This window comes from Brevibacillus sp. FSL K6-2834, from assembly GCF_038592925.1.
GTDB lineage: Bacteria > Bacillota > Bacilli > Brevibacillales > Brevibacillaceae > Brevibacillus > Brevibacillus borstelensis.
Genome location: NZ_CP151945.1, coordinates 2849157 through 2867550, shown reverse-complemented (window position 1 = coordinate 2867550; position 18394 = coordinate 2849157). Strand labels below are relative to the sequence as shown.

At 48.8% G+C, this 18394-nt stretch carries 17 protein-coding genes; 12 read left to right on the top strand and 5 right to left on the bottom strand.

Features of this window, described 5'->3' with window-relative positions; all coding sequences use genetic code 11:
- Positions 1 to 6 precede the first annotated feature (6 nt).
- The gene (locus NST96_RS14175) at positions 7 to 1734 is read left to right on the top strand and encodes a hypothetical protein (RefSeq protein ID WP_122958840.1); all 1728 of its coding nucleotides are present in this window, start codon (positions 7 to 9) and stop codon (positions 1732 to 1734) included.
- 288 nt (positions 1735 to 2022) lie between these two features.
- On the opposite strand, the gene NST96_RS14170 is transcribed toward NST96_RS14175, so the two are convergent.
- The gene (locus NST96_RS14170; RefSeq protein ID WP_311068436.1) at positions 2023 to 2223 is read right to left on the bottom strand and encodes a hypothetical protein; all 201 of its coding nucleotides are present in this window, start codon (positions 2221 to 2223) and stop codon (positions 2023 to 2025) included.
- A gap of 10 nt (positions 2224 to 2233) precedes the next feature.
- The gene (locus tag NST96_RS14165; RefSeq protein ID WP_172920254.1) at positions 2234 to 3112 is read right to left on the bottom strand and encodes a 5'-3' exonuclease H3TH domain-containing protein; all 879 of its coding nucleotides are present in this window, start codon (positions 3110 to 3112) and stop codon (positions 2234 to 2236) included.
- Positions 3113 to 3363: 251 nt separating this feature from the next.
- Here NST96_RS14165 and NST96_RS14160 point away from each other — a divergent pair, with 251 nt between their 5' ends.
- The 7 genes from NST96_RS14160 (at position 3364) to NST96_RS14130 (ending at position 9074) form a co-directional block, all read left to right on the top strand.
- Positions 3364 to 3570: an alpha/beta-type small acid-soluble spore protein gene (locus tag NST96_RS14160; protein ID WP_003390413.1), complete on the top strand. Its 207-nt coding sequence runs from the start codon at positions 3364 to 3366 to the stop codon at positions 3568 to 3570.
- Between the two features lie 194 nt (positions 3571 to 3764).
- Complete coding sequence (locus tag NST96_RS14155; RefSeq protein WP_172920787.1) at positions 3765 to 4031, top strand: hypothetical protein; 267 nt, start codon at positions 3765 to 3767, stop codon at positions 4029 to 4031.
- A gap of 82 nt (positions 4032 to 4113) precedes the next feature.
- Positions 4114 to 4986, top strand: a complete 873-nt coding sequence (locus NST96_RS14150; RefSeq protein WP_024984661.1) for a M23 family metallopeptidase — start codon at positions 4114 to 4116, stop codon at positions 4984 to 4986.
- 18 nt (positions 4987 to 5004) lie between these two features.
- Positions 5005 to 5820 (top strand): GTP pyrophosphokinase family protein, encoded by an 816-nt coding sequence (locus NST96_RS14145; protein WP_003390409.1) that lies wholly within the window; start codon positions 5005 to 5007, stop codon positions 5818 to 5820.
- Between the two features lie 62 nt (positions 5821 to 5882).
- Positions 5883 to 7121 carry a D-alanyl-D-alanine carboxypeptidase family protein gene (locus tag NST96_RS14140; protein WP_003390408.1) on the top strand — a complete coding sequence of 413 codons (1239 nt, stop codon included), beginning with the start codon at positions 5883 to 5885 and terminating at the stop codon, positions 7119 to 7121.
- 212 nt (positions 7122 to 7333) lie between these two features.
- On the top strand, positions 7334 to 8164 hold the full coding sequence (locus NST96_RS14135) for a glycosyltransferase (RefSeq protein ID WP_003390407.1): 831 nt from the start codon (positions 7334 to 7336) through the stop codon (positions 8162 to 8164).
- The gene (locus NST96_RS14130; protein WP_003390406.1) at positions 8145 to 9074 is read left to right on the top strand and encodes a glycosyltransferase; all 930 of its coding nucleotides are present in this window, start codon (positions 8145 to 8147) and stop codon (positions 9072 to 9074) included. Before NST96_RS14135 ends, NST96_RS14130 begins: the two co-directional genes overlap by 20 nt.
- Before the next feature lie 843 nt (positions 9075 to 9917).
- On the opposite strand, the gene NST96_RS14125 is transcribed toward NST96_RS14130, so the two are convergent.
- On the bottom strand, positions 9918 to 11144 hold the full coding sequence (locus NST96_RS14125; RefSeq protein ID WP_003390404.1) for a glycosyltransferase family 4 protein: 1227 nt from the start codon (positions 11142 to 11144) through the stop codon (positions 9918 to 9920).
- A gap of 205 nt (positions 11145 to 11349) precedes the next feature.
- Between NST96_RS14125 and NST96_RS14120 the strand changes: the two genes are divergently transcribed.
- The 4 genes from NST96_RS14120 to deoD all read left to right on the top strand — a co-directional run bounded on the left by NST96_RS14120 (position 11350) and on the right by deoD (position 15504).
- A complete protein-coding gene (locus NST96_RS14120; protein WP_031933092.1) occupies positions 11350 to 12627 on the top strand; it encodes a nucleotide sugar dehydrogenase in 1278 nt (425 codons plus the stop codon).
- Between the two features lie 14 nt (positions 12628 to 12641).
- A complete protein-coding gene (locus NST96_RS14115) occupies positions 12642 to 13625 on the top strand; it encodes an NAD-dependent epimerase/dehydratase family protein (protein ID WP_031933093.1) in 984 nt (327 codons plus the stop codon).
- Positions 13625 to 14554 (top strand): NAD-dependent epimerase/dehydratase family protein, encoded by a 930-nt coding sequence (locus NST96_RS14110; protein ID WP_122958837.1) that lies wholly within the window; start codon positions 13625 to 13627, stop codon positions 14552 to 14554. Before NST96_RS14115 ends, NST96_RS14110 begins: the two co-directional genes overlap by 1 nt.
- A gap of 242 nt (positions 14555 to 14796) precedes the next feature.
- Complete coding sequence (gene deoD, locus NST96_RS14105; protein ID WP_003390400.1) at positions 14797 to 15504, top strand: purine-nucleoside phosphorylase; 708 nt, start codon at positions 14797 to 14799, stop codon at positions 15502 to 15504.
- A 127-nt stretch (positions 15505 to 15631) separates the two neighbouring features.
- Here deoD and NST96_RS14100 read toward each other — a convergent pair whose 3' ends face one another.
- Both NST96_RS14100 and NST96_RS14095 read right to left on the bottom strand, forming a co-directional pair.
- Positions 15632 to 16246 carry a DedA family protein gene (locus NST96_RS14100; protein ID WP_327927427.1) on the bottom strand — a complete coding sequence of 205 codons (615 nt, stop codon included), beginning with the start codon at positions 16244 to 16246 and terminating at the stop codon, positions 15632 to 15634.
- A gap of 1747 nt (positions 16247 to 17993) precedes the next feature.
- A complete protein-coding gene (locus NST96_RS14095) occupies positions 17994 to 18374 on the bottom strand; it encodes a hypothetical protein (protein ID WP_031933607.1) in 381 nt (126 codons plus the stop codon).
- Positions 18375 to 18394 lie beyond the last annotated feature (20 nt).

Sequence of the window (18394 nt, the reverse complement as noted above, 5' to 3'; positions counted from 1 at the left end):
GCGATCATGATTATTCGTGCCAGCAGGGTCGACCGTTATGTCTTCGACGGACTCTGCTATTCATCACGGACGGCAATGGAATGGATGGAGGAAGCAAAAAAACGGGCACCGTGGTTGTCCCGGGAGCTTCTGGCTGATTTTTTTCTCTGCTTTTTCCTCTCTGAGCCCGAAATCGATCAGACACAGGAAGCCACGCCGTTCCATCGTTGGATGGTCCAGACGCTCCGCAAACAGTACTTTTACCAGACTATACACCCGCGTACGATCGGGCAGGAGAGCGCTTCGTTCAAAACAGCGATCAAGGCTCTTATGTGGCTGGCGGAGAGCTTCGCGGAAGAAGTGAAGAAGCGAGAACGCGAGCAGCAAATGACGCCACTGGTTGCCGGGCTGAAACAGAAGCAGCACGGGGAGGGAAATGAGCAGGCCAAGCTTTCCGAGTTTCTTACAGAAAAACAGATTTCGCGGCTGCAGCTGGTGGGATATACGTTGCAGCAAGGAAAGCGGCTGGTTGAAGAGAAACAGGAAGTGCTCGATTCCCGGCCATTGGTGGAGGCCGAGATCCAGTCGCTCAAGGGACGAATAGAAGAACTGCGCGAAGATATGCGGGTGCAATTTACGAAGCGGTCCAAGCTGCAACAGAAGGTAAAAAAGCTGGAAGAGGAGCTCACGAAACGGGAAAAGCAGCATGAGCGCCTTACGCGCCAGGAGCGGGAAGCTATCGAGCGGTTCGAACAGGAGCTGGGACAATGGCTGGATCGTTCGTTGAAAGAGACGCTCTCCGGTGAGGAAAATGACACTCTGTTTATTCGCGAGCTGCTTGAGGCCAGCCAGCGCTTTGCAAATCGCCGCTGGGGAAACGATCTGGGAAAGCTCCGCAGGCAAGCGCTGGACCAGTACCTGCAATGGGTGGACAAGCTGAAGCGGCATCCTGATCTGCTTTCTTTTTTGGAGGAGGTGGGGCGCAACGTCCACCATTTTCGGATCAAAAAGAAGGAGAAGCGGACACGCCGGATGCCGGAGGAATACGACAACCTGAGGCAGTCCGGGGATATCGGACATATGCTCCCCAGTGAAGCGGTTCTTTTGGCTGATCCCGACTATGAAACGTATTTTTTGCTGAAATGGCTGGAGCAAAAGCTGATGACATACGATACGACAGGCTGGTATGAGGAGCCGCCGAAGGGCCCCGTTATTTTCATGCTGGACACCTCTCATTCGATGAAGGGCGGAAAGCTGCGACTAGCCCAAGTGTTTGTGATGACATTCGCGGCCCTTTGTCTGTTGGAAAAGCGAGATTTTATGCTGCTGTTATTTGGAGCCAAGGGTGAACTGCTGGAGCGGGCCTTGTACCATAAAAGACCGGATTGGCCAGGATTCTATGCTTTGGCCCAGACAGCCTTCGGCGGGGGCACTCACTTTGATGCCCCCATGAAGCGCGCGATTCGCATCCTGGAGGATAACAACCGGTTTCAATCCGCTGATCTCGTCATGGCGACAGATGGCATCGGCGGGCTGTCTGCTTACGTGAGGGACATGCTTGCGCAGTTGGCCCAAAAGAAGCAGGTGCGGCTGCATACGCTGATCGTCGGCTCTGCCCGTCAGCATTTGGTACAACAATACGACATACTCGGGGTTTCCCATCGGGTGAGGTTTGCTTCAACCTGGGAGAGCCGAGGGGAGGAGCAGACCGGGCTCTTATTGGATGTATTTTCAACGAGACAACCATCGCAATAGCCGCATTCTGAAACGGATAAGCGGCAAAAAGACCATCTTGGCACTGGCAGCCAAAGATGGTCTTTTTACGATCCTGTCACTTTTGGAGGCACGGCTTTCTTGTTCAGGCTTTCTTGTTCAGGCTTTCTTGTTCAGGCTTTCTTGTTCAGGCTTTCTTGTTCAGGCTTTCTTGTTCAGGCTCTCTTGCTCAGCCCTTTCTTGCTCACGCCTTCACCCAAGGGTTTTTCAGCCCGGATGAAAGCCGTTCAACCGTTTTTTGGAGCCTGCTCGCCCTCGTTTCCCCCCGTTTTAGATGCTGTGAACGAACAACAACAGGACACAGTCCTTTGAATTGCTCTGGTGTTGTCTTTCTTGTTGCTGAGGGGGCTCGCTCTGCATGGCTGCACCATCCGGCAGCGGGAGCAGCAGGTTTGTATAGCCCTCGGGGGAATTAAGCACCAAAACTTGATGACCTTCCTTGATCCTGAGCTTTTTGGCTAGTTCTCCCATGGCTCCTCCATTAGTTGATCCGGCTAAGCAGGCTGCGGCCAAATTCCAGCTCGTCAAATTTTTCACGTACACGAGTGCTTTCGTATTCCCATTTTGCTTGCTCCGGCTCAAAGGTGATCGGGACATCAAAGATGATCGTCGCCAATTTTTGACTGAGATACACCTGGTCACGGTTTTCTTCCAGCTTGGCTCTCATTTTTGGCGTACAAGCCTCCAGCCGGCTGTACAGGTTGTCCAGACTTTGATGCTCTGTGATCAGCTTATGGGCTGTTTTCTCGCCAATACCGGGACAGCCGGGTATACAGTCGGAGGCATCACCCATCAGGGCCTTTACGTCGACCACCTGCTCTGGGGTGATGCCGCGCAGGTGGAGCAGACTGGCGGGCGTGTAATGCTCATGCTTGCCGCCGTTTTTCAATATCTTCACGCTGACTTTTTCTGACACGAGCTGAAGGCTGTCGTAGTCACCCGTTGCGATCACAACCTCATTACCGTCTGCAGCCAGCATCGTGCTGAGTGTCCCGAGTACATCGTCCCCCTCATAACCGGGGCATCCTATATTCGGTACAGAAAAAGCATCGGTTACTTCCTTTACCAAATCAAACTGCGGGATCAATTCATCGGGAGGAGCATTGCGGTTCGATTTATAGCCATCGTACCACTGGCTACGGATAAGGGTTTCCCTGGCTGCGACATCCCAACCGACAGCGACGTGTGTGGGCTGGATCAAGTCGATGTAGTCCAGCATCATTTTGGTAAATCCATGCACAGCGTTGGTGTAAACGCCTTGAGACGTTTGTCGGTATCCGCCTGTCCAAGCGGAAGCGTAAAATGCGCGAAACAGAAAGCTCATTCCGTCAATGAGCAAAATTTTTTGCGGATTGTTCACAACGGCGACTCCTCTCATCGTCGAGACTATTCGCCTCATTATAGCACAAAACAGGACGAACACTTTTCTTTGCGCCTGTCAGATTTTACATCGAGGAAAGGCGAATGCGGCTGGACAGTTGGAGGGAAGATAGTATCACAAGAGGTCAACAAGACTCTTTTCTCAACGTCTCTCGGTCTCAGTTGGAGAGGAGCAGCACGCTGACGGTTCGAATCCGTCCCGGGAGAAAAAAGCGATAGGAGGAATCACACATGGCGAACAACAACTCTGGCAACACCAACAATTTGTTAGTTCCTCAAGCAAATGCGGCCCTGGACCAACTGAAGTATGAAATTGCTGCAGAATTCGGTGTAAACCTGGGCGCAGATACCACTTCCCGCCAAAACGGTTCCGTCGGAGGAGAAATCACGAAACGTCTGGTTAGCTTTGCTGAACAACAACTGGCAGGCCGCGGATAAATCCGTGCAGCTACAAGTAAATATGTGAATGCAGGAAGGCCCCTCATAGAGGGGTCTTTCTTCTTGTCTCTACACAGGAGCCCTTTCTCTGCGGAGTGTGCGAATACACAATCCACATTCGCGGACTAGTCATATGGTGTAATGTAACGGAGGCATCCTATTCTTTGTGGGATAGAGAGGGGGGACGGCGGGCCGTGAAAAAGAAGGACATGAAACGCCTGTTTAAAGCCAACCCGGATTTTGAAGCATGGCTTATGCAGGACCCATCACGTGTGGCTGCGATTCGCGCCAACCCGGCGGCTGCAAACGATTTGTTCAAGCGATGGAACGACAGAAAAAAAGGAATCATCGATTTTGACAACATTACACAGAAGACAAAACGGGCCAGCGAAATGCTGACAAACGTTCAATCAATTATGGAAATGATGTCGGATTATAGCAAAAAACAGTCGGAACGGTAGAAGGCTGAAGAATTTTAGCCTTCTTTTTCTTTTTCATTTCCCGCTTTGATTTGTTATACTGGAAAATGGGAGGGAATACGCGATGATCCAGCAGATTTCCAGTCTGATGCTGATAGCCGCTTTGGTCTTTTCTGCGGGGACAAGCAGCATGGGGAAAGAAATAAAAGAGAACGCCCAGACTGTCTTCGAGCAACCATACCTGGCGATCGCACCCGTTCAAACACATCCGGGTGACGCAGTACTGGTGAAAAGCAAACAGGCTACGTCAGTCACCCTTTTTCAGAAAACGTACCGGCTTCAGCCTTCAAACGGCGAGTATGTCCGGTTTATTCCGGTTCCTTTTGACGCAAAGCCCGGGACCTATCCTATACAAACTGCGGATAACAAGCATAAAGCTGAATTGACGATCCTGCCCAAACAGTTCGCGGTAGACAAGCTGACTGTTTCCAAGCAACTAAACCAAATGAGACAAGACACGGCAAGAATTGATGCCGATCAGAAGAAAATCAACGCTGCCCGCTCCAAGTCGGCGGAGACAGCGTATTTTGCCGACAAATTTCAATGGCCTGCAGAAGGCCGCATTACAACCCCATACGGATATCAACGAGTGGTTAACGGAGTACCGGCCAATCGACATGCAGCCATAGATATCGCCAACAAGACGGGCACGCCGATCGCGGCGACCAACCACGGAAAAGTCGTGCTCGCGGAGTCATTGTATTTGACCGGTAACACGGTAATCATTGACCACGGCCTCCAGGTATTTTCCATCTATGCACACATGTCCAAGATTGATGTAAAGACGGGTGATCTGGTGAAAGCCGGGCAACAAATCGGCCGCATCGGAAGCACGGGTTTCTCGACCGGGCCTCATCTTCACTTTGGCATGTTGATTGGAAATACGTATGTCAATCCGCAACCATTTCTGGATGCATCACCTTTCCTCTGGGAGTGACATGGAGGTGTTTTTTGCATGAAAAGCACACAAGTACCAAATCGGGTATTAAATAACCTTGTTCATTTTTTGGCACCTTATGAACAAGCGGTTGATGAATTGAAATTAAAGCTAAAAGGAATTAAGTACGGCTTTATGAAGCGGGGACGGTATTCCCCGATCGAGTTTGTAGTAGGTCGCGTCAAAAAAGTGGACAGCCTGGTGAAAAAGGCTCAGGAAAAAGGGATTGATTTTACGCAGAGTGATTGGGAAGCGGATCTCGCACGCGAGATTACGGATATTGCTGGATTGCGCGTGGTCTGCCGTTATGTTGATGATGTACGCGAGGTTCAGCAGCTGCTGCAGGAGCGGGAAGATATTGTCATCCATGACGTGAAGGACTATATTGCATCACCGAAAGACTCCGGGTATCGGAGCATTCACATGATTGCATCCTATACGGTGTATCATGGCAGCGAAAAAATTACATTGCTTTGTGAAATCCAGATCAGAACTCTCGGAATGAATTTCTGGGCAACCAATGAACATGAGCTCAGATACAAATATGCAGGGAACATCCCTCAGAATGTGATGGAGCAGCTCCATGAAGCTTCATTGATCACTCACCAGCTGGATGTGCTGATGAACAATTTGCGGCAGGAGATTTTAACGCCGCAAGCGGTCGATCCGACCTTGGAAGAAAAACTGGAAGAGATCTTCTCATTGTATGTGAAGCAAGATTTAGAATCGGCTGCCGCCCTGTATCGCGAGTACGTCAGCGGATTTGAACAGGCTTTTCAGGACAATCCGAAGTTTAAGATGATCTATGATTTGCTCGGAAAACGTCTCGGATAACAGATAAGCGCTACTTTTGGATGACAACTAGATCGAATAGCTATGAAAGGAACAAAAATAGCATGCGTTATTTACTCATCTGCCTGCTGGCCGTGGCATGTGTTTTTTCCACCACCGCGGTACAGCAGGTCAAGGCCCAGGAGGGATCTGCCGTCTTGTCGCCGGAACAAATTAGCGGGGAATCTGCTATCTTGATCGATGCAAAGACCGGTCAGGTTTTGTTCGAAAAAAATTCCCACGCCAAGCTGTATCCGGCAAGCATCACCAAGATCGCAACCGGAATTTACGCAATCGAGAATGGAAATCCGGATGACATCGTGACTGTTTCGAAAAGAGCTCGCTGGGAGGAAGGCACGCGTGTCTACCTTGCAGAAGGAGAGCAAGTAACGCTAAAAAAGCTGGAGTACGGACTGTTGATGAACTCCGGTAATGACGCGGCAACAGCGATCGCCGAACATTTGAGCGGTACCGTAGAGCAATTTGCCGAACGATTGAATGCCTATCTTGTCGAAAAAGTGGGCATTGAGGAAACCCACTTTACAAATGCCCATGGCTTGCATGATCCGAATCACTATACGACAGCAGCCGATATGGCAAAAATTGCCCAATACGCCATGCAGAATCCGATTTTCCGAGAAATCGTCGCAACAGAGCGGTTGCCATGGGACGGTCTGGAATGGCAAACGGTTTTGGTCAACCATAACAAGCTGCTCCGAAATTATGAGGGAGCTACCGGAATCAAAAACGGGTTTACCGACCAGGCACGCAATACCCTTGTCGGCTCGGCCAAACGGGGAGACACAGAATTTATCGCGGTTACGATGAAAGCGGGCTCGAGCAACCTTTCCTACAAGGATGTTACTGCCATGCTGGACTATGGCTTCGCTCATTTTGAGACAAAGCAAATCGCCCATGCTGGACAGGCCTTTACACGCGCTAAGCAGAGTATACAGCAGACTTCGCAGGAAGAAGCGCCGACCTATACGGCCGATTCCGATTTATATGCGACTGTCCCCTTGGGAACAACCCCCGAGACCGAGGTAACTGCTGATGGCCAGCTAATTGTCAGGGCTGGGGAACTCTCGCGTACCTATGCCTTGAAACGAAAAGAGGAGCCGCGTGTAGCAGCCGCTGCAAGCAAAGAAGAACCGGAGAGCGTGCCAACCGGTCCTCGATACGGAATCCTGTTTACCTGGCTTGGACTTAATCTTTTTCTGGTTACCTATACGGTAGCCCGTGCGAGAAAGCGTCGACGTCAGCGTATGCGCCAAATCCCAAGAAATTGGTCTCGCATGCAATAAAATAATTGCAGGTGTCAAAGCCGTCCCTTCTATGACAGGGACGGCTTATTGGCATTGGTTAGAAAAAGAATTACATACGTAATGATCACAAACAAATACTGATAGAAAACGAAGAGTGGAAGTCAAGGAGTCAGGGGATAACAGCCGTGTCCATACTCGCGTGACCAACGTATGGTAAAAAGAAACCATCTTACCGGAAAGGGGGAAACGCGATGGACGACGATTTATCTGTCGCACCAAAAGTGTCGGTTATTATTCCTGCTCGCAATGAAGGCAAACGCATCGTCCGCGTCATCGAGGAAGTAAAAAAGGTATCCCCCTCGATTGAAATTCTTGTTGTATCAAACGGCACAACAGATGGAACTACAAAGCTTGCGTTTCATTCAGGTGCTCGTGTAATCGAAGGATATCAATCATTAGGATATGATGTAGGACGTGCGGTAGGTGCTTACTTTGCCAGAGGGGAAGTCTTGCTGTTTATCGACGCTGACTTCGTCATCCCTGCTCAAAAGCTGCGCGTTTACATCAATGCCATTCAGGCTGGCTGGGATATCGCCTTAAATGCATACTCCGGCTTCTGCACCAAGCGAAACATGCATCCAACCTCGCTCGCCAAGCGTCTCTTGAACCATATTACGGGCAGGCCGGACCTCGTCGGCAGTTCTTTGACCACCGTTCCACATGCCATGAGCCGAAAAGCAGTGAATCGGATCGGCTGGGAGGAGCTAGCTGTCCCACCGAAAGCACAGGTAAAGGCAATTCTCGAGGGACTGTCTATTACTCGTGTTTGTCCGATTAATACGGCCAAGGTCAATAAACGACGGACCGGACGAACGGAAAATGTAAAGGAACTGGTACTTGGAGACCACGCTGAGGCGATCGCGTACTTTATAAAAGCAAGGGGAGTTCGAGCGGGATTTCATGACCTGGATCGAAACCGCCAGTTGTTGAATGTTCCCGGACATCTTCATTTGCGTTCGGTCATGCACAAAGAGACGGCGCGAATAGAAGGGGGAGAAGGGCGTGATCATCTACAAACCTAAGAGAAAAGGCCAGGTAACGAAAAGAAAAGCCATGGTCAAAACCGGGAAGAGACCAGCTAAAAAGAAAGCGGCCCGAAGAAAAAGGCTCCCTTTGCTGGACAGCCTGCAAACAAGGCAAAACATGCAACGACTCTCGGTCATCATACCGGTTCGGGACGAGGAGCGGACGATCGGCAAAGTGCTCAAGCAAGTGGTGCGTTTGAGACCAAAGGAAATTATTGTGATTGCAAATGGCAGTCGGGACAGAACGATACAGATTGCGACCACATACAATGTCACTTGCCTTTCCTATCCGTTTCCATTGGGACACGATGTTGGGCGAGCGATCGGGGCCAAGGAAGCAAGCGGAGACGTGCTGTTGTTTCTTGATGGAGATATCGTGATTCCAGCTGAACGTCTCCAAAGATTTGTCAAAGCTTGCTACCTCGGAGCGGATATATCGCTGAATAACGTAAACCGATTTTTTAATAATACGGCAAGAATTGACGCTGTGAGCATGGCCAAATCATATTTGAATCGCCTGCTGCTGCGCCCTGATCTCGGTTTTTCCTCGATGACGGCAGTGCCTCATGCGATGAAACGATCTGTGGCGGCCTGGCTTGGGTATGACAGCCTGATGGTTCCCCCTTTGGCCCAAGCAAAGGCGATTTTGCAGGGAATGCGGGTCGTACAATCAGCTAGTGTGGATGTCTTGCGGACGAATCGGAAGAGAATCATCAATCAGAAGACGAACAATCTGGTGAAGGATCTGATTTTGGGCGATCATATGGAAGCTCTTTCCTTTTTGCAGTCCATGAAATCAGAGAGAGTGTTTTTTTTCGATCAGCTAAGAAGGAGACACATCTTTGGACATATAGGAAGAACGGCAAAGCTTGCTTCGAATCACTTCGTTCTTCCAAACGATGTCTAGGAACATAGAAAACCGTTGCCATCCTTTAAGATGACAACGGTTTTTGTTCTGTTTACAACTGGCTGCCAGTTGTTCGTTATCGTTGCCGTCAGACTTGGCTTACCCGTTTAATTGTTTGTGAGCCTGGCTCAGACTGCTTGTGAATGCTGGGTCAGGTATCTGATAGTCAGACGGCAGATCACTTACTACCATGGACCATAAGCCAGGGTCGAACAATTGCTCCCGGTTTTGATAGAAAATAGACTCGATTCGCTGTGTATCGACACTTTGGGAGTGAATTTCTTCCGATAGAGGTGCAGGTGCGTTTATAACATCCGCTTCGATGGCAGGAAGGATTGGCGCAGTTGGGATGGGGGTCACCTCCGGAACGGTTGGGGGTGCTGGAAAAGCAAGTGTTCGCCTTGTCCATGCGGTTCGACGCTTTCGTGTTTTGGTCATGATACGGTTCGACCTGCGGGGACCTCTCATGAGCCCTGCTTGTTTATTTCCTGCACGGCGAAGTGGACGTTGCCTTGTTTTGGCGGCTGAACCGGAAACAGACGGTTTTCGTTCCCGCATGGCTTTCTGGACGGTGGACAGTGCCAAACGGTACGGGACATTCTTTGCTTGCTGCATGGATATCGGAATGCCTCTTTTTAGTAGAATCTGCCGGTATGCTGCATACACTTTATCATTTTTGCTGGGGGTGGACCTATGAACCGATCTTGCTATCGTTTGCGGGCGCCTTCCCCTGTTCATTTTTGTGGACGGACCTCTCACTGCAGCGCCGCGATAAACCAGGGGGGCTTTCCGTTTTCGGCTGACGGGTCGAGATGAGCTCCTAAGCTTTTTTATGGCCATATCTTACTTCCTCACCTTCTCTAGTGCTGACAAATAAATCCCCATCGTATTTTTCAAGAGAGTAGACAGAGACCAGCGGTGCAATCCCCATCGATGTCCTTGAACTGCCACTTGCTTTGCAAGAGTGGGATGCGAGAGGACATAGTTGAGCTTGGAAGCGAGGTCATCGCTATTGCTCGAGGCGAAGATAAAGCCGGTCTTTTTATGGGAGACCATTTCCGGGATACCGCCTGCATTCGAAGCTACGACGAGCTTTCCAGCTACCTGTGCCTCCATGATGGAAAATGGGTGGTTGTCCTGTACAGAGGGAAGAACCAATATGTCACTTTGCCTAAGAAGCTGAGGAACATCGTCACGATCCCCGAAGAAATGGACCACGTCGGTTATGCCCAGGGAGCTTGCAAGAGACACCATTTCACTGTACAGGGGTCCGTTGCCGATCAGCCAGCAGACGAAGTCATTTCTTTTTTGTTTCAGCCTATAAATGGCTTCCAATAGGTATCTGTGTCCTTTGACAGGGACGAGTCTGGCGGGGCAGATCAAGACGGTTTTTCCACTCTCAACCATCGGAACATAGGAGGACGGGGGAGCGTTGTATTTTCTCAAAAATTGCTGGATGTCCATGCCGTAGGGAACGGTGTGCAGGAGTTTAGGAGGTACACCATAGTCCGGCTCGCTCAGCTTCCGCTTTAGCCAGGAAGTCGGAACCATGGTTTTGGTGGCGGAGGTCGCTCCATAGTACTCTTCCTTGCAGACATACTTCCACGGAAGCGATTGTTTGCTGGTCACGTCCCCTGAGAGCATATGTTCGGTAGCCAAAAGACCGTGAATCGTGGCAACCAGTGGAACATTCGGTGGTTTTACCCTCGATAACGCACGTGTCGAGATAATGTCCTGCGTATGGATCAGATCGTACTGCTTCAAGTTGAATGAAATGGCTGCCAATTCAAAAGAGTACCGTTCAATCTCCCGCCAGCGGATCCAATCATCTACGTACGGCTGAGACGTTTCGAAGTACTTCAGTACATTGTCGTACACGACCTGCTTGATTTTTGCTTTCGTCAAGTACCGCCCTGAGTGGACAATGTAGTATTTCTGCATATCCGGGTGGTGGGCGAGTACATCGACCTGGTGACCTGCCGCCATCAGTTCTTTTCGGAGCACATTGACGTAGGTATTGACTCCTCCGACGTGCGGCAGATACCAGTACGTTGCGATGAGGATACGCACCTATGAATCTCTCCTTTTCTGTATCATCGCATACCGGCTCACTATGATATATGTCAAGCCACGGCTAAGCGGAAGAGGATGTTCAACTATTTTTTCGTGATATTCCACTACTCTTTCAAAAGATAGTATATCCGACCATATCGAAAGTATAGTCGTTCACATAACCTAAGATAGCCGTATACGAAGGGAGGAAACCTGGTTGACCGTGGACAAAGAAAATACGACACCTGTCGTAGCCATTATCGGGTTGGGGTATGTCGGGTTACCTCTTGCCATGCTGTTTGCTTCCAAACGGGTGTCTGTCATCGGAATAGACGTAGACACAGAAAAAATAGAAATGCTCCATTCAGGAAAAAGCTATTTGACCGACATACATGATCGTGAGGTTGCCGCATTGTTTGACACAGGTTGTTTTTCAGCGACCGATGATTTCTCGAAAATCCGTTCCGCCGAGGCTATCATCTTGTGTGTGCCTACACCGCTGCGCGATCATTCGTATCCAGATCTCAGCTATGTTCAGGCCGCAGCCAACTCACTAGTTCCGCATTTGCATGATGGACACTTGGTCGTGCTAGAAAGCTCCACATTTCCCGGAACGACAGAAGAAGTACTGCTGCCGATATTTTCTCGGAGCGGGTTGCAGGTAGGGAAAGACTTCTATCTCGGTTATTCGCCGGAGCGGATTGATCCTGGAAACAAACAGTATTCATTAGAAGATATACCAAAGGTAATCAGCGGGATATCGCCAAACTGCCTGCAAAAGGTGAAAGAGGTGTACGGTCTCGCTTTTCGTCATCTCATATCTGTCACCACACCGAAAGCAGCAGAAATGACGAAGCTTCTGGAGAACTGCCAACGGTTCGTAAATATCTCCTTCATGAATGAGTTCGCAATGATCTGCGCTGAAATGGGGATAGACGTGTGGGAGGTGATAGAGGCAGCAAAAACGAAGCCCTACGGTTTTACTGCTTACTATCCCGGTCCTGGCATCGGCGGACACTGCATCCCGGTCGATCCGCTCTATCTGCAGTGGAAAGCAAAGCAGTACGACATGGAAACACGTTTTATCCACCTCTCAAAAGTGATCAATGACCAGATGCCAGACTACATCATCAGCAGGATCATCAAGGCCATGGGAAACAAAAAACCCGTGACGCAGCAGCGAATTCTGCTTCTTGGCTTGACCTACAAAAAGGACGTCAACGATACACGTGAATCGCCTGCACTGGCCATCTATGAAAAATTGGACAGTATGGAGCTGAGTGTCTGCTACCATGATCCGCTGGTGCCCCAAGTGAAGGTCAACGGAAGAGAAGCGAAGAGTGTGGAGCTCTCCCCGGAAAGTCTGTCAGCCTTTGATTGTGTCGTACTGCTGACCGATCATACAGGGCTGCCTTACGAGATGATCGGGAAACACGCTAGACTGCTCTTTGATACCCGAAGAGTCTTTACCGAACAGCAAGATAATCTCATTTTACTCTAGGGAGGAGATTCAGCGTGAAAATTCTGGTGACGGGGGGAGCCGGCTTCATTGGCTCCCATTTAGTAGAGCGCTTATTACGCGAGCAGCACGAAGTGTGGGCGCTGGATGATCTGTCGACCGGCAAGCGAGCCTTTGTGACTCCCTTACAAGCACATCCGCACATGCACTTTGTACAGGGCAGTGTACTGGACCGGGACCTGTTGCAAGAGTTGATGAAAAAAGTGGATGCCGTTTATCATCTGGCAGCGGTATTAGGTGTAAAAAATACTGTCGAGAATCCTTTGAAGGTGATCCAGGGAAATATTGATGGAACCAAGCTCGTTTTGGAAGCAGCGTTCCCGGATCGAAAAAAAGTGATCTTCGCCTCCACGTCCGAGGTGTATGGCAAGAATGCGGCGGTTCCCTTCCGCGAAGACGATGATCGGATACTCGGTTCCACAGCTACGCATCGCTGGTGCTATTCAACAGCCAAGGCTTTGGATGAGCATCTTTGTTTGGCTTACGCGTCACTGGGCTTGCCCGTCACGATTCTGCGGTATTTCAACACGTACGGGCCGAGGGCGACGTCTTCTGCATACGGCGGTGTGATTCCGCGATTCGTTACTGCCGCTATCAAGGGGGAACCGCTCTACGTCTATGGGACAGGGGAACAGACCCGCTGCTTTACCTTTATCCAGGATACTGTCGAAGGAACCTTCCAGGCATTGCAGCCACATGCCAATGGACGCGTTATCAATATTGGCAATGATCAACCGATGACGATTATGGAAACGGCCCAATTGGTTGTTCAGCTCGCCAACTCGACTTCGCCGATCATCACCCTCTCCTATGAAGAAGCGTACGGTCCCGGATATGAAGACATGCAAAGACGACAGCCGGATCTGCAGCGTGCCAAAGAGGTATTGAACTACAGTCCGCAGGTTTCTTTGACGGAGGGACTGAAGCTTACCATCGACTGGTACCGGGAGCATCTGCAGGTAACAGGAAGTGACTCCTGATGCGGGTATTAGTGACGGGCGGAGCGGGATTTATTGGCTCGCATATCGTCGAATTGCTAGTAGAGCGCGGGCATGACGTGACGGTAGTGGATAACCTCTCTACAGGGGACCGCTCCCGTCTTTCCCGTGATGTACTGTTGGTCGAGAAGGATATCCGCGAACATGACCTCGTCGATCTTTTCCGGTCTGTTCGTCCGGAAGCAGTGATTCATCAGGCTGCACAGGTAGACGTCGCGAAGTCTATGTCAGAACCGCTCTCAGACGGTACTGTCAACGTCATGGGGACCCTGAATGTCGTGGATGCGGCCGTCAAGTGCGGTGCGGAAAAGATCGTGTTTGCTTCTTCCTGCGCTGTCTACGGGGAGACACAGGAGGAAAAGATAAAGGAGACACATCCGATTCAGCCAATCTCCCTTTATGGCGCATCCAAATGGCTTAGCGAGTGGTATCTTCACTGGTACTCCCGGTTTCACGCGATCGACGTAAGCGTACTCCGCTATTCCAACGTCTACGGTCCTCGCCAAGGCGTAAAGGGGGAGGGAGGCGTCGTTTCGATTTTTACACAGCAGCTGCTGGCAGGCAAAACACCGGTTATATTTGGAGATGGAAAGCAAACTCGTGATTTTGTCTACGTCAAAGATGTGGCAATGGCCAATGTACAGGCGTTGTCGTCTGGCTCCGGGACTATTTGCAACATCAGTACAGGCGTAACGACAACGGTTCAGAGGCTTTGCGAGCTACTGCAGATCGCCACGGGCAAACGAGGCAAGATCGACTATCAGGCAGAGAGGTCTGGCGACATCCGCCACAGCTGCCTGGACAACGAAAAGGCAAGAGAAGCTCTGAACTGGAAGCCTGTAACGACGCTTCGGCAGGGACTCGAGGAAACGGTCGCGTTCTTTGCCAATGAAAAGGAAATAGGAAAATAAAGCGGTACACGCCAGTCAATTTTCCATGCTGCCACGATGGAGGTTCATGGAAAATCGGCAAAGGAGTAACGGCAAGACTGTCTTTGCCGGATTGGATTGGAAAAAGCAAAAACAGAGCTTGGCTTTGTCATTTCATGGGATGAAACTGAGGTCCGCAGCTCTGTTTTTCATTTCTCTTTTCCTTCCGTTTATAGTACGATAACCTAGAAGGAAAATATGTACATAGAAAAGGGGCAGATTACATGAGCGTCCACATTGGAGCGAAACCAAACGACATTGCAGAAACCATTTTGTTGCCGGGCGATCCCCTGCGAGCCAAATACATAGCTGAAAACTTCCTGGAAGATGCGGTCTGCTATAATACTGTACGCAACATGCTCGGTTTTACCGGTACGTACAAAGGACAACGCGTATCTGTGCAGGGGACAGGCATGGGTGTGCCGTCCATCTCCATTTACATTCATGAACTGATGGAGTCGTATGGCGTACAAAACTTGATCCGCGTCGGCACTTGCGGTGCCATTCAAGAAGACATCAAAGTACGTGATGTTATCATCGCCATGTCTTCTTCCACAGATTCCCAAGTGAATCGTCTGCGATTCAACCAGGTCGACTTTGCTCCGACTGCCGACTTCGATCTGCTGCACAAAGCTTATCAGGCGGCGGTAGGGCGCGATCTGTCGGTAAAAGTGGGAAGTGTATTCACGAGCGATACTTTCTATCAGGAAAGCCTTGATTTGTACAAAAAACTGGCGAGTTATCAGGTCCTGGCAGTAGAGATGGAGACTACAGCTCTCTATACGCTTGCTGCTCAATTCAAGCGCAAAGCGCTCTCGATCCTGACCGTGAGCGACCATATCCTGACCGGAGAGGCTACCTCCGCGGATGAGCGCCAAACAACGTTCAATACCATGATCGAAGTCGCTCTGGAAGCCGCTACCCAGAAATAAGCTGACGATCGGTTGATGACCTGTACATTTTCGGATCATCGGAGTGCAGCTCATCATCGTTTGTCACGCCCGCAGCATGCATTCGCTGCGGGCGTTTCGTTTTTTGCGGAACGACGATCAATTTAGCTCAATCGGTTCTATCGCGGGTTTGCCTGATCTGTTTCCACTTTGAAATGACCAACACCGTTATAACAATCAGAGCCAAAAGGGAAAAGACGTATAGTCCATAGCGATGGATGTACGCCTTGATCAGATACCACTTTTCTCCCAGTCCAAAGCCCAACAAGAGAAATGTAGTGCTCCAGATAAAGGCTCCGCAGTAGGAAAATGGGGCAAATCTGCGGAATTCCATGCCCGACATTCCCGCCATATAGGCTGTCAGATGCCTGACACCAGGAATGAAGTATCCGACAAGCAGCAAATAAGGGCCGAATGTTTGAAACAACCCGTTTGTGCGTTCGATCCTTTTATCCGTGATATGTAATTTGGGCCCTACTTTCCTTAAAAAAGGGAGTCCCAGCTTGTTGCCGATAAAGTAACTGACCGTGATGCCGGTTGAAGCGCCAGCACATGCACTTAGCAGAGAAAGCAGGAAGTGCAGGCTTCCTTGAAAGACGTTGTAGCCGATATAGGTTAACAGGATTTCATCGGGGATAGGCAATCCGACGATACCAAGAGCCAATGCAAGAAAGATTCCGGCATAGCCAAAGTGTATGATGAACCAGTTCAAGTGATGTTCCATTGCAAACCCTCGAATCAAAAGAATAGGTGGTTGCGGAAATGAGGCTGTAGAGCGGAGCGCATAGGGCCAATTGTTATTATCAGCAAGTTGTTGCAAGTTTAGACCGTTGGGTTTTAGGAGGCAGGGAAGGGGAACAGGGAGAAACAGAGTGCCAGCGGTCGGGCACTCTTTGAGCGGTTATTTTTTTGTATTTTGCTGGAGATACTTCGCCAGGTTGTTTAAGGTATCTTCATATGTCCGTTGCGCCGGAGCAGCCGTTGGTTGGGGTTGATTGGTCAACAGTTTCATCTGATGTGCCTCCGAATAATTCAATTTAGTTATCTTTAAGTTTAGTATAAGTGAAATTACAGAAAATGTAAATACTGTTTTTCGAATTTTTTGATTTTATTGTTGCCTATAGGAAATGCTGACTTCCAAGATGTCTATTTTAATAATACGATGAGATCTTTCGTCTGAATGCAATCGGTACTCGGGAGATGATCAGGAAAATCATCCGGAATATGGCTGCGGTTGTGTTTTAGTGAGAGCTTTTTACGGACTGATTGGTGACCTTAAAGCATGGAACCAAGTATGAAACTGAAAGCCATCGGTTCAATCCGGGTCTCATGTAGATTCGATTTGATAAAGGAACTTCATGGCCGCTACGGACATTGCACGTGTTTTTCTCATTTAGTTTTGACCGTGTGCTGTTTGAGTAGTTTTTATAACGATCACTCTTTATAACGAATAAATGATACATTTTGATGTTATGACTATCCGGTAGGGCCGTATATTCGCATAAATATTTTGAGTCCGATAATATATATTATGTAAACTGATAAAAACGAAGCTGAATATACCTATTGGACCTTGGTTCAGATGTCTGTTGAAGGAAATATTACTCCATTGGTATGTTAAAGCTTTTGTACCTAACTGCATATCACCAGAATGACAAAATGGTCCGTATCGATAATGTAAAATAAGGAGTAGCAAGAAGTAGCAATACCATGGTCCAGAAAGTAATTACACGTTTAACTTTGGGAGTCAGTCCTGGGCTTTGGGAGGAGACTGTTTTTTATGCGTAGGACGACCAATTATCAACGATTATGCCAGGTAGATGATTCTCTTAAGTAGATAATCATATTAAGTACCATCAGTTAGATCAAGGGAATGGCAGCAAGGAAAAATCTAATCGATCTGCGGGACAATAAAGTGTCTACCCAAAAAACTCAAAATTGTTGACAGACCCCGTTCGTTCGGAATTATTTCCTTGAATCACGCCGCTGTCTATACTCTTCTCGTGCCCTTACCCAAATTGAAACTAATTCGGCAAAGTACTTTGTTTCGATGGTTGACTCAAATTCCTCACCCGTAATTGAAAAACCTCCTGCCCTTATGGTTTGTAAAACCGGTAGCTGTCTGTCGTAATTCTGCCATCTCTATCGAGCCGCAATTCAATCTTAATTCCACTAGATCAAAGGGGCTGCATCGAATCCTTAAAGTTCGTCCCCCGATAGAGAGGAAGTTTATCATTTTTGTTTTCATTCGCTTTCAGTTCATGAAATATCAATTTCATGAACTGAATATAAATTATTAAAAACCCCTATATTTTATGGTTGAATTTTCATAAGAACAGTACTTTCAGACTATTAAGTATATTATCTGTATTAATTCATATACTCGGTTACTCGGTGTTTGCTATTCGATCTACATTCTGATTTCCCACTCTACATAGTTCCGGGTCGACGCTCTTCTTGCTCTTATAAAATCACTTCTTTGAGTTGCGATTTTTTCTATGCTCGTTTAGGGCGTCCATCCAAATCGTAAGCAGTTCGGCAAAATGTTTAGTCTCTATGAACGACTCTAACTCCTCACCAGTGTCAATACCCGCTTCCAGTTGCGCCTCAACGTATGAATTATAGATTCGGGTATCATCTTTTCTTATTTCGGAGCTGTATAAATTTCCAGTACCATCTGATACTTCCTCTTTCCCAGATACCACTCGTTGTATCCTGTCTAAGATTACGTCCTTCGCGAGGTCCGATAGAATCTCGATCTCTAAAAATTCTTCTACCAACAATAAGTGATCAGGCAAGCGGATTCGCAGCTTATCCGCTTTATCATCAAAAACAATTTCGTAAGGGATCATAGGGATCCTCCTAGATTATG

Bases quoted from the DNA above. Each gene is read 5' to 3' on its own strand.
- NST96_RS14135 (WP_003390407.1), top strand. From the start codon at position 7,334: ATGGACGACGATTTATCTGTCGCACCAAAAGTGTCGGTTATTATTCCT.
- NST96_RS14100 (WP_327927427.1), bottom strand. From the start codon at position 16,246: ATGGAACATCACTTGAACTGGTTCATCATACACTTTGGCTATGCCGGA.
- NST96_RS14145 (WP_003390409.1), top strand. From the start codon at position 5,005: ATGAAAAGCACACAAGTACCAAATCGGGTATTAAATAACCTTGTTCAT.
- deoD (WP_003390400.1), top strand. From the start codon at position 14,797: ATGAGCGTCCACATTGGAGCGAAACCAAACGACATTGCAGAAACCATT.
- NST96_RS14170 (WP_311068436.1), bottom strand. From the start codon at position 2,223: ATGGGAGAACTAGCCAAAAAGCTCAGGATCAAGGAAGGTCATCAAGTT.
- NST96_RS14110 (WP_122958837.1), top strand. From the start codon at position 13,625: ATGCGGGTATTAGTGACGGGCGGAGCGGGATTTATTGGCTCGCATATC.
- NST96_RS14150 (WP_024984661.1), top strand. From the start codon at position 4,114: ATGATCCAGCAGATTTCCAGTCTGATGCTGATAGCCGCTTTGGTCTTT.
- NST96_RS14160 (WP_003390413.1), top strand. From the start codon at position 3,364: ATGGCGAACAACAACTCTGGCAACACCAACAATTTGTTAGTTCCTCAA.
- NST96_RS14140 (WP_003390408.1), top strand. From the start codon at position 5,883: ATGCGTTATTTACTCATCTGCCTGCTGGCCGTGGCATGTGTTTTTTCC.
- NST96_RS14175 (WP_122958840.1), top strand. From the start codon at position 7: ATGATTATTCGTGCCAGCAGGGTCGACCGTTATGTCTTCGACGGACTC.
- NST96_RS14095 (WP_031933607.1), bottom strand. From the start codon at position 18,374: ATGATCCCTTACGAAATTGTTTTTGATGATAAAGCGGATAAGCTGCGA.